Genomic DNA, 22,429 nt, shown 5'->3' with positions numbered 1-22,429 from the left:
GGACTGATGTTGATGGCAGTGACCGTCAACGCTGTGGCCGAGACAAAGGTCAACAGCGTGCGCCTGTGGCGGGCGCCGGACAACACGCGACTGGTCTTCGACCTGAGCGGCCCGGTGCAGCACAGCGTCTTCACCCTGACCGCACCGGACCGGCTGGTGATCGACATCAATGGCGCCACTCTGGGGGCGCCGCTGAAAGTCTCGACCGCCAACACGCCAATCACCGCGATGCGTTCGGCCCAGCGCACGCCGACCGACCTGCGGGTGGTCATCGACCTGAAAAAAGCCGTCACCCCGAAAAGTTTCTCGCTGGCGCCGAACGCGCAATACGGCAACCGTCTGGTAGTCGATCTGTTCGACAACCCGGCCGATGCCGCGCCGCCGCCTGCGCCAACGCCATCGGTCGCCACCGTGCCGGCAGTGCCGGTGACACCGTCGGAACCGGCGATCAAGTTGCCACCGGCTCCGGCCGGCAAGCGCGACATCATAGTGGTGATCGACGCCGGTCACGGTGGTGAAGACCCGGGTGCGTCCGGCTCGCGCGGCCAGCGTGAGAAAGACGTGGTACTGCAGATCGCCCGCGAGTTGCAGCGTCAGGTCAACGGCATGAAAGGTTTCCGCGCCGAGCTGACTCGTACCGGTGACTACTTCATCCCGTTGCGCGGCCGTACCGAAATCGCCCGCAAGAAGGGCGCCGACCTGTTTGTTTCGATCCACGCCGACGCCGCGCCGTCTGCAGCAGCCTTCGGTGCCTCGGTGTTTGCCCTGTCTGATCGCGGCGCGACATCGGAGACGGCCCGTTGGCTGGCCGACAGCGAAAACCGTTCCGACCTGATCGGTGGTGCCGGCAACGTCAGCCTCGACGACAAGGACCGCATGCTCGCCGGTGTATTGCTCGACCTGTCGATGACCGCGTCGCTGACTTCCAGCCTCAACGTCGGTCAGAAAGTCCTGACCAACATCGGCCGCGTGACCCCGCTGCACAAACAGCGCGTGGAGCAGGCCGGGTTCATGGTGTTGAAGTCGCCGGACATCCCGTCGATCCTCGTCGAAACCGGATTTATCTCCAACGCCAACGAGGCGAACAAGCTCTCGGCTTCAAGCCACCAGCAGGCGCTGGCGCGTTCGATCAGCAGCGGCGTGCGCCAGTTCTTCCAGCAGAACCCGCCACCGGGCACTTACATAGCCTGGCTGCGTGACTCCGGCAAGATTGCCCAGGGGCCGCGCGATCACCGCGTGAGTCCGGGCGAGACGCTGGCGATGATCGCCGTGCGTTATCAGGTGTCCCCCGCGACGCTGCGCAGTGCCAACAACCTCAGCAGCGATGAGCTGAAGATCGGCCAGCACCTGACCATTCCCGGCACCGAACTGGCGTCCAAAGAATGAATCAGGTGTTGAACGCCGCACGCATCGAACTGCTCAGCCCACGGCTGGCGAACCAGATCGCCGCCGGCGAGGTGGTCGAGCGCCCGGCTTCGGTGATCAAGGAGTTGCTGGAAAACAGTCTCGACTCCGGTGCCAAGCGCATCGACGTCGATGTCGAGCAGGGCGGTGTCAAGCTGCTGCGGGTGCGTGACGATGGCAGCGGCATTTCCGCCGATGACCTGCCACTGGCGCTGGCCCGTCACGCCACCAGCAAGATTCGCAATCTCGAAGACCTTGAGCAGGTGATGAGCCTGGGCTTTCGTGGTGAAGCACTGGCGTCGATCAGCTCCGTGGCGCGCCTGACCCTGACCTCGCGCACCCGCGATGCCGATCAGGCCTGGCAGGTCGAAACCGAAGGTCGCGACATGGCGCCTCGCGTTCAGCCGGCGGCGCATCCGGTCGGGACCTCGGTGGAAGTGCGCGATCTGTTCTTCAATACGCCGGCGCGGCGCAAGTTTCTCAAGACCGAAAAAACCGAATTCGATCACCTGCAAGAAGTGATCAAGCGCCTGGCGCTGGCGCGTTTCGACGTGGCTTTCCATCTGCGCCACAACGGCAAGACCATCCTCAGCCTGCACGAGGCTCACGACGATGCGGCCCGCGCCCGGCGGGTGGCGGCGATCTGCGGTTCGGGCTTCCTTGAGCAGGCACTGCCGATCGAGATCGAGCGCAATGGTTTGCATCTGTGGGGCTGGGTCGGGTTGCCGACCTTCAACCGCAGCCAGGCGGACTTGCAATATTTCTTCGTGAACGGCCGTGCGGTGCGCGACAAACTGGTGGCCCACGCGGTGCGTCAGGCTTATCGCGATGTGCTGTTCAATGGCCGTCATCCGACCTTCGCGCTGTTTTTCGAAGTCGATCCCGCGGCGGTGGACGTCAACGTGCACCCGACCAAACACGAAGTGCGCTTCCGTGACGGGCGCATGGTGCATGACTTCCTTTATGGCACGCTGCACCGCGCGCTGGGCGATGTGCGTCCGGAAGATCAGCTGGCCGGCTCTGTCACCACTGCCGTCGTGCGTCCAACGGGTATCGAGGCCGGCGAGTTCGGCCCGCAGGGCGAAATGCGACTGGCGGCCAACGCGCTGCTGGAACAGCCGCAGGCGCAACCGGCGTTCAATACTTCGTCGGGTGCCAGCGCTGGCGGCGCTTATCAGTATCAGTACACGCCGCGTCCGCAATCGGCGATGCCGCCGGCCGCCGAGGCACAAGCCGCTTACCGCGAGTTCTTCGCGCCGTTGCCGGAAGCGAATGCCAACGCGCTGCCGGCCGGTCAGGAAGATATTCCGCCGCTCGGTTACGCACTGGCGCAACTCAAGGGCATCTACATTCTCTCCGAGAATGCTCAGGGGCTGGTGCTGGTGGACATGCACGCCGCGCATGAGCGGATCATGTACGAACGCCTGAAAATCGCCATGGCCAGCGAAGGTCTCAGCGGCCAGCCGCTGCTGGTGCCGGAGTCGCTGGCGGTCAGTCAGCGTGAGGCCGATTGCGCCGAAGAACACGCCGCATGGTTCCAGCGTCTGGGATTCGAGCTACAGCGCCTGGGCCCGGAAACATTGGCGATCCGCCAGATTCCCGCGCTGCTCAAGCAAGCCGAGGCCAATCGGCTGGTGGGCGACGTGCTGTCGGACCTGATGGAATACGGCACCAGCGACCGGATTCAGGCACACCTGAACGAACTGCTCGGCACCATGGCCTGCCACGGCGCGATCCGCGCCAACCGGCGCCTGGCCCTGCCAGAAATGAATGGTCTGCTGCGTGACATGGAAAACACCGAGCGCAGCGGCCAATGCAACCATGGCCGACCGACCTGGACCCAACTGGGCCTGGACGATCTGGACAAACTGTTCCTGCGCGGTCGTTGATGAGCCAGCTTCCTCCAGCGATTTTTCTGATGGGCCCGACCGCTGCGGGCAAGACCGACCTGGCCATCGAGCTGACCAAGGTGCTGCCGTGCGAGCTGATCAGCGTCGACTCGGCGCTGGTCTATCGCGGCATGGACATCGGTACCGCCAAGCCATCGAAAGAACTGCTGGCCGAGTTTCCGCACCGGTTGATCGACATTCTCGATCCGGCTGAAGCCTATTCGGCTGCGGATTTCCGCCGCGATGCCCTGCAAGCCATGGCTGAGATCACCGCACGCGGAAAAATTCCGCTGCTGGTGGGCGGCACCATGCTCTATTACAAGGCGTTGGTTGAAGGCCTGGCGGACATGCCGGCGGCCGATCCCGAGGTTCGTGCGCAGATCGAAGAAGAGGCCGCACGCCTTGGCTGGCAAGCCCTGCACGATCAGCTGGCGAGCATCGACCCGGTGTCGGCAGCACGGATTCACCCGAACGATCCGCAGCGCCTGAGTCGGGCGTTGGAGGTTTATCGGGTCAGCGGTCAGAGCATGACTGCCCTGCGTCAGCAACAATCTGCGCAAAGTACTGAAGCAGCCGCTTCGGGACGGCAACAATTGCCCTATACTGTCGCGAACTTGGCCATTGCTCCGGCAAATCGCCAGGTATTGCATGAGCGCATTAAACAAAGATTCACAAATATGCTGGAACAGGGGTTCATCGACGAGGTCGTAGCCCTGCGTAAAAGAAGTGACCTGCATTCCGGGTTGCCGTCTATACGTGCGGTAGGCTACCGCCAAGTCTGGGACTACCTGGATGGCAAGCTGTCGTTAGCTGAAATGCAGGAACGCGGCATCATTGCCACGCGTCAATTGGCCAAGCGCCAGTTCACCTGGCTGCGCAGCTGGGAAGAACTGCACTGGCTGGACAGTCTTGATTGCGACAATCTGCCACGCGCCTTGAAATACCTTGGGACCATCTCCATATTGAGCTGAGTCCTTGCAATTGCCGTCTATCCTTGGGGGTGTGGCGGCCAAAGCCATCTGAATTACCTATTTTTATTATTGAATCCTTAAAGGAGTGCGGCACATGTCAAAAGGGCATTCGCTACAAGACCCTTACTTGAATACTTTACGTAAAGAGAAAGTTGGGGTTTCCATCTACCTGGTCAACGGTATCAAACTGCAAGGCACGATCGAGTCGTTCGACCAGTTCGTTATCCTGCTGAAAAACACCGTCAGCCAGATGGTTTACAAACACGCTATCTCGACAGTCGTGCCAGTACGTCCAATTCGTCTGCCTAGCGCAACCGAATCCGATGCAGGTGACGCTGAGCCAGGTAACGCCTGATAGGAGTCTCCTTTGTTCTTTGAGCGCCACGGTGGTGGTGAGCGAGTCATCCTCGTTCACTTGGAAGGTCAGGACCCTGAGGCGCGCGAAGATCCGCAGGAGTTTCAGGAATTGGCTAATTCGGCGGGCGCCGAGACCGTTGCGTTTTTTAACGTACCGCGTCATCGGCCAACCGCCAAATTCCTGATTGGCAGCGGCAAGGTCGAGGAATTACGCGACCTGGTCCATGCCGAAAAGGCCGATCTGGTGATTTTCAATCACATCCTCACGCCCAGTCAGGAACGTAACCTCGAACGTGTTTTCGAGTGTCGCGTGATCGACCGTACCGGCCTGATTCTCGATATCTTCGCCCAGCGCGCCCGTACCCATGAAGGCAAGCTCCAGGTAGAACTGGCCCAGCTTGATCACATGAGCACCCGCCTGGTTCGCGGCTGGACTCACCTTGAGCGTCAGGGTGGCGGTATCGGCATGCGTGGCCCGGGTGAAACCCAGCTCGAAACCGACCGGCGTCTGCTGCGGGTTCGTCTGCGTCAGATCAAGGGTCGTCTGGAAAAAGTGCGCAGCCAGCGCGAGCAATCGCGACGCGGCCGCTCCCGTGCGGATATCCCTACCGTGTCTCTGGTGGGCTATACCAACGCCGGCAAATCCACGCTGTTCAATAACGTGACCAAGTCCGAGGTATACGCGGCCGACCAGTTGTTCGCCACCCTCGACCCGACCCTGCGCCGTCTGGAGCTGGACGACCTGGGGCCGATCGTTCTGGCTGACACGGTAGGTTTCATTCGACACTTGCCGCACAAGCTGGTCGAAGCATTTCGGTCTACGCTCGAAGAGTCGAGCAATTCCGACCTGCTGTTGCACGTGATCGATGCGGCCGAACCGGATCGCATGTTGCAGATCGAGCAGGTGATGGTGGTACTGGGCGAGATCGGAGCCCAGGACTTGCCGATCCTCGAGGTATACAACAAACTCGATTTGCTTGAAGGCGTTGAGCCACAGATCCAGCGCGATGCCGATGGCAAACCGCAGCGGGTCTGGCTGTCGGCGCGCGATGGCACGGGTCTGGAATTGCTTGAACAAGCCATTGCCGAGTTGCTGGGCAGTGATTTGTTTGTGGGGACATTGCGCTTGCCGCAACGATTCGCTCGACTGCGTGCGCAGTTCTTCGAACTCGGTGCGGTACAGAAAGAAGAGCATGACGAAGAAGGCATCTGCCTGCTGGCCGTTCGTTTGCCCCGGGTCGAGTTGAATCGACTGGTAAGCCGCGAAGGATTGCAGCCGATGGAATTCATCGAGCAACACACTTTGCAATAAAAGCCTGGCAAAGCGGTTGTGCCGCAACGGCAGGCATTCTGTAGCATTGGTCGGCGCGCCGTGGGTGCGTCTTTGCTTTATCAGATGGAGAGCGCTATGGCTTGGAATGAGCCGGGTGGCAACTCGAATAATCAGGATCCTTGGGGTGGCAAGCGCCGCAATAACGGCGACCGCAAGGGACCACCGGATCTCGACGAGGCCTTCCGAAAGCTGCAGGAAAGCCTGAACGGGTTGTTCGGTGGTGGTAAGAAACGCGGTGGTGATGACGGCGGTGGTTCGGGCAGGAGTGGTGGCGGCTTCGGCGGTCTGCTCGGCATCGGCCTCGTTGTGCTGGCGGCTGTCTGGCTGTACAGCGCGGTCTATGTGGTCGACGAGCAGGAGCAAGCCGTGGTGCTGCGCTTCGGCAAGTACTACGAGACTGTCGGCCCCGGCCTGAACATCTACTTCCCGCCGATCGACAAGAAGTACATGGAGAACGTCACGCGTGAGCGTGCCTACACCAAGCAGGGCCAGATGCTGACCGAAGACGAGAACATCGTCGAAGTGCCGCTGACCGTGCAGTACAAGATCAGCAACCTGCAGGACTTCGTGCTGAACGTCGATCAGCCGGAAATCAGCCTGCAGCATGCGACCGACAGCGCCCTGCGCCACGTGGTGGGTTCGACCGCCATGGACCAGGTGCTGACCGAAGGTCGTGAATTGATGGCCAGCGAAATCAAGGAGCGTCTGCAACGTTTCCTCGACACCTATCGCACCGGTATCACCGTCACCCAGGTCAACGTACAGAGCGCAGCGGCACCGCGTGAAGTGCAGGAAGCCTTCGACGACGTGATCCGCGCCCGTGAAGACGAGCAGCGTTCGCGCAACCAGGCAGAAACCTACGCCAACGGCGTCGTGCCGGAAGCCCGTGGTCAGGCCCAGCGCATCCTCGAGGATGCCAACGGTTACCGCGACGAGACGGTCTCGCGCGCCAAGGGTGAGGCGGATCGCTTTACCAAACTGGTCGCCGAGTATCGCAAGGCCCCTGAAGTCACCCGTCAGCGTCTGTACCTGGACACCATGCAGGAAGTCTTCAGCAACACCAGCAAGGTACTCGTGACCGGCAACAAGAACGGCCAGAGCAACCTGCTTTACCTGCCGTTGGACAAAATGATCCAGAACAGTTCGGGCAGCAATGCACCGGTCACCGGTTCTGCCGCTGCCAGCAACAACACGGACGTCGCGCCGCATGTCACTGACCTGCCGCAGACACGTACAAGGGAGACCCGCTGATGAGCAATAAATCGCTGATCGCCCTGATCGTTGGCGTTGTCGTGGTGCTGGTGGGCTGGAACTGCTTCTACATCGTCGCTCAGACCGAGCGTGCGGTGCTGCTGCAGTTCGGTCGTGTGGTTCAGGCCGATGTCCAGCCGGGCCTGCATGTGAAAGTGCCTTACGTTAACCAGGTGCGTAAATTCGACGCACGTCTGATGACGCTGGATGCACCGACACAGCGTTTCCTGACCCTGGAAAAGAAAGCCGTGATGGTCGATGCCTACGCCAAGTGGCGAGTGAAAGATGCCGAGCGCTTCTACACCGCGACTTCCGGCCTCAAGCAGATCGCCGACGAGCGTTTGTCCCGTCGTCTGGAATCCGGTCTGCGTGACCAGTTCGGCAAGCGCACCCTGCACGAAGTGGTGTCGGGTGAGCGTGACGCATTGATGGCTGATATCACCGCGTCGCTGAACAAGATGGCGGAAAAAGAACTGGGTATCGAAGTGGTCGATGTCCGGGTCAAGGCCATCGATCTGCCGAAAGAAGTGAACCGCAGCGTGTTCGAGCGTATGAGTACCGAGCGTGAGCGTGAGGCTCGCGAGCACCGCGCCAAGGGTAACGAACTGGCCGAAGGCATCCGTGCCGACGCCGATCGTCAACGCCGCGTGCTGCTGGCTGAAGCCTATCGTGAATCCGAAGAGATTCGCGGTGACGGTGATGCCCAGGCCGCTGCGATCTACTCCAAGGCCTACGGTCAGGATCAGGAGTTCTACGGTTTCTACCGTAGCCTGCGTGCCTACCGTGAAAGCTTCGCGAACAAATCCGACGTCATGGTTCTCGACCCAAGCAGCGACTTCTTCCATTACCTGGAAAAGTCCAAGCCTTGATACGACGTTGACCTGAATCACTCCGCCCGGCGGCTAAAACCTCGGGCGGGGTGATCCTTTGGGAAAACGTGTGTATGATGCGGCAGCCGGGAAATTCCCGGCTTTTTTGCGTCTGCACGTTTGATTGCTGTTTTTTGTTGCAGGCATCGGGTTGAATGGCCCGAGCGTTTTTCGAGGAAAGTGATGGGCGAAGCCGGTAACAGGCCTTTCGCCGCGTCGTTCATGCGCGTGCGTTTTGAACGGATCGGTCATTTTCTGCTTCACTCAAGGCTCGCCCGCAGGCTGGCCGCCCGGATCAAAGGGGAATGGCGTAATGGCAACGGTAGACCGCTGGCTGCTGCCAGATGGCATCGAAGAAGTACTGCCACCGGAAGCGGCGCGCATTGAAGTCGCGCGTCGTCAGGTGTTGGATCTGTTCCAGAGCTGGGGTTACGAGTTTGTCGTGACTCCCCATATCGAGTACCTGGAATCCCTGCTGACCGGTGCGGGCCAGGACCTGGATCTGCGTACCTTCAAGGTCATCGACCCACAGTCGGGTCGGCAGATGGGGTTCCGTGCCGACATCACGCCGCAAGTGGCGCGCATCGATGCGCACACTCTGCGTCGCGAAGGTCCGAGCCGTCTGTGCTACGCCGGCAGCGTGCTGCATGCCCAGCCGCGTGCACTGTCGTCCTCGCGCAGCCCGATCCAGTTGGGTGCCGAGCTGTACGGCGACGCCAGCCCGAGCAGCGACGTGGAAGTCATCAGCCTGATGCTGGCCATGCTGCAACTGGCCGATGTGCCGGACGTGCACATGGACCTTGGTCATGTCGGCATCTACCGTGGTCTGGCGCGTGCCGCCGGTCTGTCCGGTGAAGTCGAGCAGCAGTTGTTCGATGCGTTGCAACGCAAGGCCATCGACGAGGTCATTACCCTGACCGAAGGCCTGCCGACCGATCTGTCCGGCATGCTGCGGGCGCTGGTCGACCTGTGTGGCGGCCGTGAAGTGCTGACTGCCGCTCGTGAGCGTCTGGCCAATGCGCCGGCGCCGGTGCTGGCGGCGCTGGAAGATTTGCTGGAGATCGCCGATCGTCTGGCGACGCGTTTCCCGGAGCTGCCGCTGTACTTCGATCTGGGGGAGCTGCGCGGCTACCACTACCACACGGGTGTGGTGTTCGCGGTGTTTGTCCCGGGAGTGGGCCAGTCCATCGCTCAGGGCGGTCGTTACGACGACATCGGTGCCGACTTCGGTCGCGCCCGTCCGGCGACCGGCTTCTCTACCGATTTGAAAACCCTGGTGACCCTGGGGCGTGCTGAGATCGAGCTACCGTCTGGCGGTATCTGGATGCCTGACAGTACGGATGCGGCACTCTGGCAGCAGGTTTGCCAGTTGCGCAGTGAGGGTCAGCGTGTCGTTCAGGCATTGCCTGGACAACCTTTGGCCGCCGCCCGTGATGCGGACTGCGACCGGCAATTGATTCAGCAGAACGGGCTTTGGCAAGTATCGCCACTGGCTTCTTGAGTTTACCTGCCGGCCATCGCCGGCACCAAGTTTGCGCGAATGAGGACAAGTGTTATGGGTAAGAATGTCGTAGTCCTGGGCACCCAATGGGGTGATGAGGGCAAAGGCAAGATCGTTGATCTGCTGACCGAACATGCTGCCGCCGTAGTGCGCTACCAAGGTGGCCACAACGCTGGCCACACCCTGGTGATCGACGGCGAGAAAACCGTCTTGCACCTGATCCCGTCGGGCGTGCTGCGCGAAGGCGTGCAGTGCCTGATCGGCAACGGCGTGGTGGTTGCACCTGACGCCCTGCTGCGTGAGATCACCAAGCTGGAAGAGAAAGGCGTACCGGTGCGCGAGCGCCTGCGTATCAGCCCGTCCTGCCCGCTGATCCTGTCCTTCCACGTGGCGCTGGACCAGGCCCGTGAAAAAGCCCGTGGCGAGCTGAAGATCGGTACTACCGGTCGCGGCATCGGCCCGGCTTATGAAGACAAGGTTGCACGCCGTGGTCTGCGCGTGGGCGACCTGCTGAACATGCCGCGCTTCGAAGACAAGCTGCGTGAACTGGTGGATTACCACAATTTCATGCTGGTCGGTTACTACAAAGAGCCGGCCATCGAGTTCGAAAAGACCCTGGCCGAGTGCAAGGAATACGCCGAGCTGCTCAAGCCGCTGATGCTCGACGTGACTGCCGAGCTGCACGACCTGCGTCGCGCCGGCAAAGACATCATGTTCGAAGGCGCTCAAGGTTCGTTGCTCGACATCGACCACGGTACCTACCCGTACGTGACCAGCTCCAACACCACCGCCGGTGGCGTGGCGACCGGTTCGGGCGTTGGCCCGATGTTCCTCGATTACATCCTGGGCATCACCAAGGCCTACACCACTCGCGTCGGTTCGGGTCCATTCCCGACTGAGTTGTTCGACGACGTGGGTGCGCACCTGGCCAAGCAAGGTCACGAGTTCGGCGCTACCACCGGCCGTGCCCGTCGTTGCGGCTGGTTCGACGCCGTTATCCTGCGTCGCGCGATCGATGTGAACAGCATCTCGGGCATCTGCCTGACCAAGCTGGACGTCCTCGATGGCCTGGAAACCATCAACATCTGCACCGGCTACAAGGACGCGCAAGGCAATGCCGTGGCGCCGACCGACGCTGACAGCTACGTGGGCCTGCAGCCTGTGTACGAAGAAGTGCCGGGCTGGACCGAATCGACCGTGGGTGCCAAAACCCTGGAAGAGCTGCCAGCTAACGCTCGTGCCTACATCAAACGCGTTGAAGAGTTGATCGGCGCGCCGATCGACATTATTTCGACGGGCCCGGATCGCAACGAAACCATCGTTCTGCGTCATCCGTTCGCTTGATAAGTTGTTGATGTAAAAAACAAAGGCCCCTTAATCGGGGCCTTTGTCGTTTATGCCTGTTGGACGGCATGACCTTTGCTGTAAATCTTCCTACAAGAGTGCCATCAAATTAATGGCGTCAGAAGTAGAGGGATTCACAGTGTCGGCCGTTCTCTCACTGTTACAAAGCCGTTTGTTGCGGCCCGTGTTCGTTACCCTTGGTATCGCCCTTTTGGTGCAAGTGCTGGTGGCAGTCGCCCTGACACGAAGCACGGTCACGGCGCTGGAGGCTGATCTCGGCACTCGTCTGGGCGCTGACAGCCAGAAGCTCTCCGGCGAGCTGGAGCAGGCCGGGCGTGAAGTCACCTCAAGCCTCGATAACCTTTCCTCAAGTACCCGGCAGCGTCTGACCGCCGGCCTGTCTTCCCGTCTGAAGGAAGAGCAGGCGCAACTGCGTACGACACTGGAAAAGGACCTCAAGGACTCGGCCAATGACATGGCCCAGTTGCTCGCCTCGGTGGCGCCGCGCGCCATGTGGGACAGCGACGTGCCGACCCTGTCCGAATTTGCCCGCCGCGCCCAGCGCAATCCCAACGTGTTGTTCGTGGTTTACGACGATGCCACCGGTCAGCACCTGACGCGTTATCTCAACCGCGAAAATCCGATCAACAAGGCCTTGCTGGAAAAAGGCCAGGGCGAGCGCGCGCTGGACAAGGTGCTGGACGCGGCGAAAAACGATCCGTCGGTCTACTACCTCGAAGCCTCGATCAATCCCAACGGCGTGGAAATCGGCAAGGTGTTGATGGGCGTCTCGACCGCTTCGGTGGACACCGATCTGGCCGCGCTCGACCAGCGCTTCTCGGCGCTGATTGCCAGCAGCGATCAGCTGGTCGGCGACAGCCTCAAGGGTGCTGCTGCTGACAGCGCCAGCGCGATGCGTGCGCGCCTGCAGTCGGCGCAATCCACTGCTGCCGAAATGAAAGCCAACACCACCAGCACCGTGCAGGACGCCGCCGCAACCTTGCGCTGGCGGATCGGCATGGGCCTGGCGCTGGTCGGCTGCGGCGTGCTGTTGTTGCTGGCCGTGGTGCTCGGGCACCGGGTGGTCAATCGCCTGAAGATGCTCAACGCGGCGATGGACGATCTGGCGGCAGGTGAGGGGGATCTGACCAAGCGCGTGCAGATCAACAGCAAGGACGAAATCGGCGACATGGCCTCGGCGGTCAATCGCTTTGTGGATAAGTTGCAGCCGATCGTGCGCGAGGCGGGCGACGTGGCCCAGCGTACCGGCGTGGAAATCGGCGCCATGACCCTGCGCAATGCCGGTGCCGATGCGGCGGCCGGGATGCAACGCGACGAGGTTGCGGAAAGTTTGCGTGCGTTGTCGCAAATGGCTGATGAGGCACAGTCGGAAAGCCATGCCATGCAGGCGGCGTTGAAGCAGGTGGTGGATATTCGTCAGGCCACCGATGAAAACACTCGTACCTCGGCGAAGGTTGGCAGTCTGATCGAAGCGCTGGCCGGGCAGGTCGACACCGGGGCGAAAGTCATCGAGCGACTGGCGCAGCAGAGCGAACAGATTGAAGTGGTGCTGACGGTGATTCACGGGATCGCCGAGCAGACCAACTTGCTGGCCTTGAATGCGGCGATCGAAGCGGCGCGGGCCGGTGAGACCGGGCGCGGTTTTGCCGTGGTCGCGGATGAAGTGCGTGCGCTGGCGAGCAAGACGCAAAGCTCGACCGGCGATATTCAGGCGCACATTGTCGCGTTGCAGCAGGGCGCGCGTGAGGCGGTAGAAGCGATCGGTCAGGCCGGGCGTCAGGCCAGCGAAGGTTTGCTGGTGTTACGCGACAGCGCACGGTTGCAGCAGTCAGTACAGGCCTCGGTCGAGCAGGTGCATGCGGCAATCGGTCTGGCAACGCAGGCGGCGGCGCATCAGGCGCAGGGCGCGCAAGCGGTGCGTGGGCGGGTCGAGACGATTCATGCCCAGGCCGAGAAAGCGGCGCAAGCGGTGGTGGAGACCACGGCCAGTGGCAAGGTGCTGGATGGTTTGGCAGCGCAGTTGAAGGCAAGCCTGGGGCAGTTCAGGGCTTGAGGTCGTCTGACGGGCCTCTTCGCGAGCAAGCTCGCTCCCACATTCGATCGCATTCCCAAGTTGGGGCTCGGTCAAACTGTGGGAGCGGGCTTGCTCGCGAAGGCGACTTCAGCGGCTCAGATACATCCGCGTCGTCAGCAGATACACCGGCAGCCCGGAGACCACAATCAACAGCGCCGCATAAGGCGCTGCCGCCGCAAACTCGACATTCGCGGTATGCGCCCACACTTCCGTCGCCAGGGTGTTGAGCCCGGTCGGACTCAGCAACAGCGTCGCCGTCAGTTCCTTCATCGCATCCAGAAACACCAGCGCAAACGCCGCGCCCAGTGCCGGGAAAATGATCGGCAGGGTCACCCGGCAAAACGCTGTGAACGACGAGGCCCCCAACGTGCGCGCCGCTTCTTCCAGTTGCGGCGCAGCCTTGTTCAGTGCCGTGCGAATCGGCGCCTGTGCCAATGGCAGAAACAGCAGCGCGTAAGCGATCAACAGCAACGCCGAGGTCTGGTACAGCGCCGGCAAGTAGTGCAGGGCGAAATACACTAGCGTCAGCGCGATCACCAGGCCCGGCAAGGCGTGCAGCAGATAAGGCAAGCGCTCGGCCCAGATCGCCAGTTGGCCCTTGTAACGCACCACCAGCAATCCGACCGGCACCGCCAGCAGCAGGCACAGCGCCGCGCCACCCAACGACAAGGCCAGCGAAGACAGCAGGGCTTCGCTGATCGCCGCGACCGGGAACGCTGCCGATGAACCGACCGCCAGCCAGTACGCGAGCATGCCCAGCGGAATCCCGCTGCCGACGATCGCCAGCAACAGGCAATACAACTGACCGACACCCGCCCACCGCCCCAGGCGCACTTGTTCAGCCTGACGCGCTGCACCCTGGCCGGTGCGCACATGCCGGCCCTTGCCGCGCACCCGCAGCTCCAGCCACAGCAGCATCAGGCACAGCGCGAGCAGCACCGCCGAGAGCATCGCCGCGTTGGCATTGCTGAATTCCAGTTCGAATTGCTGATAGATCGCGGTGGTGAAGGTTTGCAGGCCGATGATCGACAGTGCGCCGAACTCGACCAGCATGTGCAGGGCAATCAGCAGCGAGCCGGCCAGTAGCGACGGCCAGAGCAGCGGCAAGGTGACGCGGAAAAACACCCCCCAGCGGTTCTGTCCCAAGGTGCGGGCGGATTCTTCCAGGGATGGATCGAGGTTGCGCAGGGTCGCCGCTACCGGCAGGAAGATCAGCGGATACTTCGACAGGCTCATCACCAGAATCGCCCCGCCGAGGCCTTCGAACTGCGCGCTCAGCGACACCCAGGTGAAGCTGCTGACAAACGCTGGCACCGCAAACGGCAGGCACAGAATAACGCCCCACAGGCGTCGTCCCGGCAGATTGCTGCGCTCCAGCAGCCACGCCAGCGACAGGCCGATCACGCCGCAGGTCAGCGTTACACCAACCATCAGCGCCAGTGTGTTGCGCAGCAGACCGAAGACATACGGGCGCCACAGCAAGTGCAGCGCCTCCGCCCAGCCGGCCTGCCAGGCTTTCAGGCCGACATAGGCCAATGGCAACAGGCTCATGACCACCAGCAATAACACCGGCAGCACCAGCCAGATCGACGGACGCTTGCGTCGTGGTACGTAACCCCCGCGCGCGGCGGGGGCGGATAACGATGCGGCCATCAGTTCAGGCCAACTTCACGTTCCAGCTCCAGCGCTTCTTCGGCGTTGCCCAGATCGGCCGGGGTCACGTTCGGCGCTTGCAGTTCGCTGAACGGCTTGAGCCCGCGATCCGATTCCATGCCTTTGTGCAGAGGGTATTCGGCGGTGGTCTGAGTGATCACGCGCTGACCTTCTTCGCTGGCCATGTAGGCGAGGAATTGCTGGGCTTCTTTCGGGTGTTTGCTGGATTTGAGGACGGCAGCACTGGACACGGTGATCAGTCCGCCAACGTCGCCGCCAGTGAAGTAATGCAGTTTGGAGTCGAGCTTGCCTTTTTCGCGCTGCAGGGCGAACCAGTAGTAGTTGTTCACCAGTACGGTGGCGACTTCGCCGTTTTCCACGGCTTTGAGGGCGACCATGTTGTTGCTGTAGGTCTTGCCGAAGGCGCGCAGGCCGGTCAGCCATTCTTCAGCGGCGTCGCGACCGTGCATCTTGATGATCGCCACGGCCTGTTCCTGGAACGCGCCGCTGGTCGGGACAAAGCCGACTTTGCCTTGCCACTTCGGATCGGAGAATTCCATCACCGACTTCGGCAGGTCTTTTTCATCGACCAGTTTCGGGTTGTAGGCAACCACGCGAACCCGCGCGGTGACACCGATCCAGGTGCCGTTGCCGGCGACGTATTGCTTGGGCAGCACGGCCAGCGTGGCGTCGTCGGTCTTGGCCAGCAGGCCTTGCTCGCCGAGGTTGTTCAGCGGCGGAGATTCTTCGGTGTAGATCACGTCGGCGGGGGAGCGGTTGCCTTCTTCGATGACCTGGCTGGCGAGCTGGTTGCTGCTGCCCTTGCGCACGTTGACGTGAATACCGGTCTTGGCCTCGAAAGCCTTGGCGATCGCATCGCCGACTTCCTTGTGTTGGCCGTTGTAGAGCGTCAGGGAAACCGCATCGGCTGCCTGGGTGAGGGGAGTGGCGAGTGCCAGGCCGAGCAGGGTGAAGGTCAAGCCGCGGCGCAGGGTATTTCGAAACATCATTCGCAGGGTTCCTCACTGTCGCATTGCAAAAACTTGCAACAATGATAAACGATATTGTTTCTCAAGTGCGCCTTGCGGGGAGGGCGGAGGTTTGCTAGAGCATGATCTGGTGATCATTTGTGGCGAGGGAGCTTGCTCCCGCTCGGCTGCGTAGCAGTCGTTAATCCTGAGAGGGGGCATGACTGAAGACAAAGCGAGGAATGCTGCGCATCCCAGCGGGAGCAAGCTCCCTCGCCCCAACGGCTTGCAGGTTTTCAGATGCCAGAAACGCAAAAACCCGCTTTCGCGGGTTTTTGGGAAACTCAACGTCGTAACCTTGAGTTTGAATTGGTGCCCAGAAGAAGACTCGAACTTCCACGACCGTAAGGTCACCAGCACCTGAAGCTGGCGTGTCTACCAATTTCACCATCTGGGCATTCATCGCGAGCGTTGCCGCTGTTGATGTGGCGCACTATACGGAGCGCTTTTTGATCTGTAAACCCCTGATTTAATTTTAATTAATCGGTTTTAACAAATCGGCTGCCTAGAATGCAAAAAACCCGCTTTCGCGGGTTTTGTGTGAGTCTTGAAACTGATCTAGTCTCAAGCTCGAAATTGGTGCCCAGGAGAAGACTCGAACTTCCACGACCGTAAGGTCACCAGCACCTGAAGCTGGCGTGTCTACCAATTTCACCACCTGGGCATCTCGTCAACGTGTGTACGTCGTCGATGGCGCGCACTATACGGAGCGCCTTTTTAACTGTAAACCCCTGTCAGCAAAAAAAATGATTTTTTTTACCAGCGGTGTTCAAAAGGGCTTTCAGGCGTCGATACAAGGCTCCAGAAGGGCCTTATAGAGTCGGAAATTTCCCGTTTGATGGCGCCTATGCCAAACTAACCCGCATATAGACAAGGTGAAAACTCTCTAATGGCCGATTGGCAGTCCCTCGATCCCGAGGCCGCTCGTGAAGCGGAAAAATATGAAAACCCTATTCCCAGCCGCGAACTGATCCTGGCGCATCTCGCCGATCGGGGTTCGCCTGCTGCCCGCGAGCAACTGGTCGAAGAGTTTGGTCTGACTACAGAAGACCAGATCGAAGCCCTGCGCCGCCGCCTGCGCGCCATGGAGCGCGACGCTCAATTGATCTACACCCGCCGTGGCACCTATGCGCCGGTGGACAAGCTCGACCTGATCCTCGGCCGCATCAGCGGTCACCGTGACGGTTTCGGCTTCCTGGTGCCGGACGACGGTAGCGATGACCTGTTCATGAGCCCGGCGCAGATGCGTCTGGTGTTCGATGGCGACCGTGCGCTGGCCCGTGTTTCCGGTCTCGACCGTCGTGGCCGCCGTGAAGGCGTGATCGTCGAAGTGGTGTCCCGTGCCCACGAAACCATCGTCGGTCGCTACTTCGAAGAGGGCGGTATCGGTTTCGTCGTTGCCGACAACCCGAAGATCCAGCAGGAAGTGCTGGTTACGCCAGGCCGCAACGCCAACGCGCAGATCGGTCAGTTCGTCGAGGTGAAAATCACCCACTGGCCGACGCCGCGCTTCCAGCCGCAAGGCGATGTGGTCGAAGTGGTCGGCAACTACATGGCGCCGGGCATGGAAATCGATGTCGCGCTGCGTACCTACGACATTCCGCACGTCTGGCCTGAAGCTGTTCTGAAAGAAGCGGCCAAGCTCAAGCCGGAAGTCGAAGAGAAAGACAAAGAGAAGCGTGTCGACCTGCGCCATCTGCCGTTCGTCACCATCGACGGCGAAGATGCCCGCGACTTCGACGACGCGGTCTACTGCGAAGCCAAACCGGGCAAGCTGCGCCTGTTCTCCGGCGGCTGGAAGTTGTACGTGGCGATTGCCGACGTCTCCAGCTACGTGAAGATCGGTTCGGCGCTGGACAACGAAGCCCAGGTGCGCGGCAACTCGGTGTATTTCCCCGAGCGCGTGGTGCCGATGCTGCCTGAGCAGCTGTCCAACGGCCTGTGCTCGCTGAACCCGCACGTCGATCGTCTGGCCATGGTTTGCGAGATGACCATCTCCAAGTCCGGCGAAATGACCGACTACTGCTTCTATGAAGCGGTGATCCATTCCCACGCCCGTCTGACCTACAACAAGGTCAGCGCGATGCTGGAAACCCCGAAAGCCACCGAGGCGCGCAAGCTTCGCGGCGAATACACCGACGTGGTGCCGCACCTCAAGCAGCTCTATGCGCTGTACAAAGTGTTGCTGGCTGCCCGTCACGTGCGTGGCGCGATCGATTTCGAAACCCAGGAAACCCGGATCATCTTCGGTTCCGAGCGCAAGATTGCCGAAATCCGTCCGACCACCCGTAACGATGCGCACAAGCTGATCGAGGAATGCATGCTGGCGGCCAACGTGGCCACCGCTGAATTCCTCAAGAAACACGAAATCCCTGCGCTGTACCGTGTCCACGACGGCCCGCCACCGGAGCGTCTGGAAAAACTGCGCGCGTTCCTCGGCGAGCTCGGCCTGTCCCTGCACAAAGGCAAGGACGGCCCGTCGCCGAAGGACTATCAGGCCCTGTTGGCGAGCATCAAGGATCGTCCGGATTTCCATCTGATCCAGACCGTGATGCTGCGCTCTCTGAGCCAGGCGGTGTACAGCGCCCAGAACGAAGGCCACTTCGGCCTGAATTACGAAGCCTATACCCACTTCACGTCGCCGATCCGTCGTTACCCGGACCTGCTCACGCACCGCGCCATCCGCAGCGTGATCCATTCGAAACAGGACACTCCGCACGTTCGTCGTGCCGGGGCGATGACCATTCCGAAAGCGCGCATCTATCCGTACGACGAAGCGGCGCTGGAGCAACTCGGCGAGCAGTGCTCGATGAGCGAGCGCCGTGCCGACGAAGCCACCCGCGACGTGGTGAACTGGCTCAAGTGCGAGTTCATGAAGGATCGCGTCGGCGAGTCGTTCCCGGGTGTGATCACCGCCGTGACCGGTTTTGGCCTGTTCGTCGAGCTGACCGATATCTACGTCGAAGGCCTGGTGCACGTCACCGCGCTGCCGGGCGATTACTACCACTTCGATCCTGTGCATCACCGCCTGGCGGGCGAGCGCACCGGTCGCAGCTTCCGTCTCGGCGATACCGTTGAAGTGCGCGTGATGCGCGTCGACCTCGACGAGCGCAAGATCGACTTCGAGATGGCTGAAAAAACCATCAGCGCGCCGATTGGCCGCAAGAAGCGTGGCACCGATACCGCAGCACCTGCGAGCAAGGCTGTGGAAGACAAGGCTCCGGCAAAAACCGCCAGCCGTCGTTCGGCCAAAGAGAAGGCTGTCGAAGCCTATCGCCCGAGCGATGCTGTGGCGAAAAACGCCGAGCTGCGCAAAAGCCGTGAATTGAAGAAGGCCTTGCTGGCCGAAGCCAAAAGCGGCGGTAAAGCGGCGTCTGGGGGAAAGACCGGACGGTCGGCGCCTGATAAGGCCGTCGGCGGCAAGCCAGCCAAACCGAGCAAACACCGTAAAGGCCCGCCAAAAGCGGGTTCGGCTCCAGCCAAAAGTGGCGGGTCGCGTAAACCGAAGGCGAAGTCATGAGTCAGTTGGAAAAAATCTACGGCGTTCACGCGGTAGAAGCGTTGTTGCGTCACCACCCCAAACGCGTCAAGCAGATCTGGCTGGCCGAAAGCCGCAACGATCCGCGCGTGCAGACCCTGATCGAGCTGGCCAACGAAAATCGGGTGCAGATCGGTCAGGCCGAGCGCCGCGAAATGGATGCCTGGGTTGAGGGTGTGCATCAGGGCGTGGTGGCGGACGTCAGTCCGAGCCAGGTCTGGGGCGAGGCGATGCTCGACGAGCTGCTCGACCGTACCGAAGGCGCACCGCTGTTGCTGGTGCTCGACGGCGTGACCGACCCACACAACCTCGGCGCCTGCCTGCGTTCGGCGGATGCTGCCGGCGCGCTGGCGGTGATCGTGCCCAAGGACAAGTCAGCGACCCTGACCCCGGTGGTGCGTAAAGTGGCCTGCGGCGCGGCGGAAGTGATTCCGCTGGTGGCGGTGACCAACCTGGCGCGCACTCTGGAAAAGCTCCAGCAACGTGGTCTGTGGGTTGTCGGCACGGCGGGTGAGGCCGAGGTCAGCATTTATGACCAGGACCTGACCGGCCCGACCATCCTGATCATGGGTGCCGAAGGCAAGGGCATGCGCCGCCTGACCCGCGAGCACTGCGACTACCTGGTGAACCTGCCGATGGCCGGCAGCGTCAGCAGCCTCAACGTGTCCGTGGCCACCGGTGTGTGCCTGTTCGAAGCGCAGCGTCAACGTGGTGCCAAGGCCAAGGCAGCCGCCAAGAAAGCCTGACCTGTTGCAAATCCCCTGTAGGAGTGAGCCTGCTCGCGATAGCGGAGTTACATTCAGCATCAAAGTTGAATGTTACGCCCTCATCGCGAGCAGGCTCACTCCTACATTGTTTTGTTGTGTGGCCTGTATCCGGTGATTGTTCAAATAATCACCAATTGCCTTGCGCCTGCGCAGTCCCTTCTCTACAATTGCGCCCCTTGCTGTGGCGGCAGGCACGCATGTGCCCCGCGCCAGCAAGTCCATAAGTGTCATTCACTCCTTGTCTGACCGTTTTTGAGCGGCAGGCTACAACCCGTAAGGAGCATTCATGCGTCATTACGAAATCATCTTTCTGGTCCACCCTGACCAGAGCGAGCAAGTCGGCGGCATGGTTGAGCGTTACACCAAGCTGATCGAAGAAGACGGCGGCAAAATCCACCGTCTGGAAGACTGGGGCCGTCGTCAACTGGCCTACGCAATCAACAATGTTCACAAGGCTCACTACGTGATGCTGAACGTTGAGTGCACTGGCAAGGCCCTGGCCGAGCTGGAAGACAACTTCCGCTACAACGATGCAGTGATCCGTAACCTGGTCATCCGTCGCGACGAAGCCGTTACCGGCCAGTCCGAGATGCTCAAGGCTGAAGAAAACCGCAGTGAGCGCCGTGAGCGTCGCGACCGTCCTGAGCACTCCGACGCTGATGGCGTTGAGGGTGATGACAGCGACAACAGCGATAACGCTGACGAGTAATCCACGGACCTTTTAAGGAGCCTATCAAATGGCACGTTTCTTCCGTCGTCGTAAATTCTGCCGCTTCACCGCTGAAGACGTGAAAGAGATCGATTACAAAGATCTCAACACTCTGAAAGCCTACGTATCCGAGACCGGCAAAATCGTTCCAAGCCGCATCACCGGTACCAAAGCTCGTTATCAGCGTCAGCTGGCCACCGCTATCAAGCGCGCCCGCTTCCTGGCCCTGCTGGCCTACACCGACAGCCACGGCCGCTGAGACCGGGCAGTCGACAAGTAGCAAAGGATTGAATGCATGCGCGCCTTAGCTGAGTTCATCATGCGCGGCCGCATGCAGGCCACTCTCGTAGTGGCCGGGTGTGCAACATTGCCGTTGTTGTATTGGTTGGGTGCTGCCGCCGGGAGCCTGGTGCTTCTGCGGCGCGGACTGACGGACGCCCTGGGTGCTCTGTCTCTGGGGCTGCTGCCGGCTTTGGTCTGGTGGCTGTATGCCGATGATCCACGGGCACTTCTGGTGCTGCTGGGATCTTCGGGGCTTGCGTTGGTGTTGCGCGCAAGCGAGTCCTGGGTTCGCACGCTGCTGGTCAGCGTAGTGATGGGAGTGGTGTTTTCAGTGGTGCTCGGGGCAGCGTTTGCGGCCCAGATCGAGATGCTCGCGCAGGCCTTGATAAAGGTCATGCCGGCGCTTCTTGGTGAGACCTACAAGCAATTGTCGGTCGATGAGCAAGCGCGCTTCGCGTCCCTGATTGCACCAGTCCTGACCGGACTGATTGCGGCCTTGTTGCAGATCGTCAGCGTGCTGAGCCTGATTGTCGGGCGGCATTGGCAGGCGTTGTTGTACAACCCGGGTGGTTTTGGTCGCGAGTTTCGCGCCATCCGGATCCCGCTGGGACCGGCGATGTTGCTGCTGGCGTTGATGCTTCTGGGCCCGAATCTCGGTGCACAGATGGCCATGTTGACGCCGTTGTGCAGTGTACCGCTGGTGTTCGCCGGACTCGCCCTGATTCACGGGCTGGTCGGGCAGAAGCGACTGGCCGGTTTCTGGCTGGTGGGGTTGTACGTGACACTGCTGCTGTTCATGCAGCTGCTCTATCCGTTGCTCGTGGTTCTGGCCATTGTCGACAGCCTGATTGATTTTCGCGGTCGTCACGTGTCGAAAGGCACCGATAACGCGAACGGTGAAGGTTAAAAGTTAAGAGGATTTCCACATGCAACTGATCCTTCTGGAAAAAATCGCCAACCTGGGCAACCTGGGCGACAAAGTAAACGTTAAGGCCGGTTACGGCCGTAACTACCTGCTGCCTTTCGGCAAAGCTACCGCTGCGACCGCTGCCAACCTGGCTGCGTTCGAAGAGCGTCGTGCCGAGCTGGAAAAAGCTGCCGCAGACCGTAAAGCATCGGCTGAAAGCCGTGCTGCCCAACTGGCCGAGCTGGAAGTGACCATCACTGCCACCGCTGGCGACGAAGGCAAGCTGTTCGGTTCGATCGGTACTCACGACATCGCTGACGCACTGACCGCTTCCGGCGTTGAAGTGCAGAAGAGCGAAGTTCGTCTGCCGAACGGCACCATCCGCAACGTGGGTGAATTCGACGTGGCTGTGCACCTGCACGCCGAAGTTGAAGCCACCGTACGCGTTGTCGTGGTAGCAGCTTAAGCAATACTTGTCGGCTGGCACCCTCGGGTGCTTGCCGGTAACATCGGGCACGATCCTGTTTACAG

18 protein-coding genes and 2 tRNA genes are annotated in these 22,429 nt (G+C 60.9%); 16 read left to right on the top strand and 4 right to left on the bottom strand.

Annotation, left to right across the window (positions count from 1 at the left end):
* The first annotated feature begins 6 nt into the window (after nt 1–6).
* The 10 genes from PMI25_RS03125 to PMI25_RS03080 all read left to right on the top strand — a co-directional run bounded on the left by PMI25_RS03125 (nt 7) and on the right by PMI25_RS03080 (nt 12,993).
* A complete protein-coding gene (locus PMI25_RS03125; protein WP_371260346.1) occupies nt 7–1,386 on the top strand; it encodes an N-acetylmuramoyl-L-alanine amidase in 1,380 nt (459 codons plus the stop codon).
* A 5-nt stretch (nt 1,387–1,391) separates the two neighbouring features.
* A complete protein-coding gene (gene mutL / locus PMI25_RS03120; protein WP_177325694.1) occupies nt 1,392–3,293 on the top strand; it encodes a DNA mismatch repair endonuclease MutL in 1,902 nt (633 codons plus the stop codon).
* Nucleotides 3,293–4,264: a tRNA (adenosine(37)-N6)-dimethylallyltransferase MiaA gene (gene miaA / locus PMI25_RS03115; RefSeq protein ID WP_007967431.1), complete on the top strand. Its 972-nt coding sequence runs from the start codon at nt 3,293–3,295 to the stop codon at nt 4,262–4,264. Before mutL ends, miaA begins: the two co-directional genes overlap by 1 nt.
* Before the next feature lie 94 nt (nt 4,265–4,358).
* On the top strand, nt 4,359–4,619 hold the full coding sequence (gene hfq / locus PMI25_RS03110) for an RNA chaperone Hfq (RefSeq protein WP_003221112.1): 261 nt from the start codon (nt 4,359–4,361) through the stop codon (nt 4,617–4,619).
* Between the two features lie 12 nt (nt 4,620–4,631).
* Nucleotides 4,632–5,933, top strand: a complete 1,302-nt coding sequence (gene hflX / locus PMI25_RS03105; protein WP_003221114.1) for a ribosome rescue GTPase HflX — start codon at nt 4,632–4,634, stop codon at nt 5,931–5,933.
* Between the two features lie 96 nt (nt 5,934–6,029).
* A complete protein-coding gene (gene hflK, locus PMI25_RS03100) occupies nt 6,030–7,205 on the top strand; it encodes an FtsH protease activity modulator HflK (protein WP_007967435.1) in 1,176 nt (391 codons plus the stop codon).
* Nucleotides 7,205–8,074 (top strand): protease modulator HflC, encoded by an 870-nt coding sequence (hflC, locus tag PMI25_RS03095; RefSeq protein ID WP_007967437.1) that lies wholly within the window; start codon nt 7,205–7,207, stop codon nt 8,072–8,074. The genes hflK and hflC overlap by 1 nt, the downstream gene beginning before the upstream one ends.
* 313 nt (nt 8,075–8,387) lie before the next feature.
* Nucleotides 8,388–9,575: an ATP phosphoribosyltransferase regulatory subunit gene (locus PMI25_RS03090; protein ID WP_007967439.1), complete on the top strand. Its 1,188-nt coding sequence runs from the start codon at nt 8,388–8,390 to the stop codon at nt 9,573–9,575.
* Between the two features lie 54 nt (nt 9,576–9,629).
* Complete coding sequence (locus PMI25_RS03085) at nt 9,630–10,919, top strand: adenylosuccinate synthase (RefSeq protein WP_003221122.1); 1,290 nt, start codon at nt 9,630–9,632, stop codon at nt 10,917–10,919.
* Nucleotides 10,920–11,058: 139 nt separating this feature from the next.
* Entirely contained in the window at nt 11,059–12,993 is a 1,935-nt protein-coding gene (locus PMI25_RS03080) for a methyl-accepting chemotaxis protein (RefSeq protein WP_007967441.1), read from the top strand.
* Nucleotides 12,994–13,101: 108 nt separating this feature from the next.
* On the opposite strand, the gene PMI25_RS03075 is transcribed toward PMI25_RS03080, so the two are convergent.
* The 4 genes from PMI25_RS03075 to PMI25_RS03060 form a co-directional block, all read right to left on the bottom strand.
* Nucleotides 13,102–14,667, bottom strand: a complete 1,566-nt coding sequence (locus tag PMI25_RS03075) for an ABC transporter permease (RefSeq protein WP_007967443.1) — start codon at nt 14,665–14,667, stop codon at nt 13,102–13,104.
* A complete protein-coding gene (locus tag PMI25_RS03070) occupies nt 14,667–15,677 on the bottom strand; it encodes an extracellular solute-binding protein (protein ID WP_007967444.1) in 1,011 nt (336 codons plus the stop codon). The genes PMI25_RS03075 and PMI25_RS03070 overlap by 1 nt, the downstream gene beginning before the upstream one ends.
* Nucleotides 15,678–16,005: 328 nt before the next feature.
* A tRNA-Leu gene (locus PMI25_RS03065) sits at nt 16,006–16,092 on the bottom strand.
* A gap of 180 nt (nt 16,093–16,272) precedes the next feature.
* Nucleotides 16,273–16,359, bottom strand: a tRNA-Leu gene (locus tag PMI25_RS03060).
* 225 nt (nt 16,360–16,584) lie between these two features.
* On the opposite strand from PMI25_RS03060, the gene rnr reads away from it, so the two are divergent.
* The 6 genes from rnr to rplI all read left to right on the top strand — a co-directional run bounded on the left by rnr (nt 16,585) and on the right by rplI (nt 22,364).
* Nucleotides 16,585–19,215 (top strand): ribonuclease R, encoded by a 2,631-nt coding sequence (gene rnr, locus PMI25_RS03055; protein ID WP_007967446.1) that lies wholly within the window; start codon nt 16,585–16,587, stop codon nt 19,213–19,215.
* Nucleotides 19,212–19,979: a 23S rRNA (guanosine(2251)-2'-O)-methyltransferase RlmB gene (gene rlmB / locus PMI25_RS03050; RefSeq protein WP_007967448.1), complete on the top strand. Its 768-nt coding sequence runs from the start codon at nt 19,212–19,214 to the stop codon at nt 19,977–19,979. The genes rnr and rlmB overlap by 4 nt, the downstream gene beginning before the upstream one ends.
* 307 nt (nt 19,980–20,286) lie before the next feature.
* Nucleotides 20,287–20,709 carry a 30S ribosomal protein S6 gene (rpsF, locus tag PMI25_RS03045; RefSeq protein ID WP_003221133.1) on the top strand — a complete coding sequence of 141 codons (423 nt, stop codon included), beginning with the start codon at nt 20,287–20,289 and terminating at the stop codon, nt 20,707–20,709.
* Nucleotides 20,710–20,737: 28 nt separating this feature from the next.
* Nucleotides 20,738–20,968, top strand: a complete 231-nt coding sequence (gene rpsR, locus PMI25_RS03040; protein ID WP_002551829.1) for a 30S ribosomal protein S18 — start codon at nt 20,738–20,740, stop codon at nt 20,966–20,968.
* Between the two features lie 36 nt (nt 20,969–21,004).
* Nucleotides 21,005–21,898 carry a hypothetical protein gene (locus tag PMI25_RS03035; RefSeq protein WP_007967451.1) on the top strand — a complete coding sequence of 298 codons (894 nt, stop codon included), beginning with the start codon at nt 21,005–21,007 and terminating at the stop codon, nt 21,896–21,898.
* 19 nt (nt 21,899–21,917) lie between these two features.
* Nucleotides 21,918–22,364, top strand: coding sequence for a 50S ribosomal protein L9 (gene rplI, locus PMI25_RS03030; protein ID WP_003221136.1), 447 nt, complete (start codon nt 21,918–21,920; stop codon nt 22,362–22,364).
* The last annotated feature ends 65 nt before the right edge of the window (nt 22,365–22,429 follow it).

It is taken from the genome of Pseudomonas sp. GM30, assembly GCF_000282275.2.
Lineage (GTDB): Bacteria > Pseudomonadota > Gammaproteobacteria > Pseudomonadales > Pseudomonadaceae > Aquipseudomonas.
This window is presented reverse-complemented; position numbering and strand designations above follow the sequence as displayed.

Bases quoted from the DNA above. Each gene is read 5' to 3' on its own strand.
- PMI25_RS03090 (WP_007967439.1), top strand. From the start codon at position 8,388: ATGGCAACGGTAGACCGCTGGCTGCTGCCAGATGGCATCGAAGAAGTA.
- PMI25_RS03125 (WP_371260346.1), top strand. From the start codon at position 7: ATGTTGATGGCAGTGACCGTCAACGCTGTGGCCGAGACAAAGGTCAAC.
- hflK (WP_007967435.1), top strand. From the start codon at position 6,030: ATGGCTTGGAATGAGCCGGGTGGCAACTCGAATAATCAGGATCCTTGG.
- miaA (WP_007967431.1), top strand. From the start codon at position 3,293: ATGAGCCAGCTTCCTCCAGCGATTTTTCTGATGGGCCCGACCGCTGCG.
- hflC (WP_007967437.1), top strand. From the start codon at position 7,205: ATGAGCAATAAATCGCTGATCGCCCTGATCGTTGGCGTTGTCGTGGTG.
- PMI25_RS03075 (WP_007967443.1), bottom strand. From the start codon at position 14,667: ATGGCCGCATCGTTATCCGCCCCCGCCGCGCGCGGGGGTTACGTACCA.
- rlmB (WP_007967448.1), top strand. From the start codon at position 19,212: ATGAGTCAGTTGGAAAAAATCTACGGCGTTCACGCGGTAGAAGCGTTG.
- rnr (WP_007967446.1), top strand. From the start codon at position 16,585: ATGGCCGATTGGCAGTCCCTCGATCCCGAGGCCGCTCGTGAAGCGGAA.
- rplI (WP_003221136.1), top strand. From the start codon at position 21,918: ATGCAACTGATCCTTCTGGAAAAAATCGCCAACCTGGGCAACCTGGGC.
- PMI25_RS03085 (WP_003221122.1), top strand. From the start codon at position 9,630: ATGGGTAAGAATGTCGTAGTCCTGGGCACCCAATGGGGTGATGAGGGC.
- rpsR (WP_002551829.1), top strand. From the start codon at position 20,738: ATGGCACGTTTCTTCCGTCGTCGTAAATTCTGCCGCTTCACCGCTGAA.
- rpsF (WP_003221133.1), top strand. From the start codon at position 20,287: ATGCGTCATTACGAAATCATCTTTCTGGTCCACCCTGACCAGAGCGAG.
- hfq (WP_003221112.1), top strand. From the start codon at position 4,359: ATGTCAAAAGGGCATTCGCTACAAGACCCTTACTTGAATACTTTACGT.
- PMI25_RS03070 (WP_007967444.1), bottom strand. From the start codon at position 15,677: ATGATGTTTCGAAATACCCTGCGCCGCGGCTTGACCTTCACCCTGCTC.
- PMI25_RS03035 (WP_007967451.1), top strand. From the start codon at position 21,005: ATGCGCGCCTTAGCTGAGTTCATCATGCGCGGCCGCATGCAGGCCACT.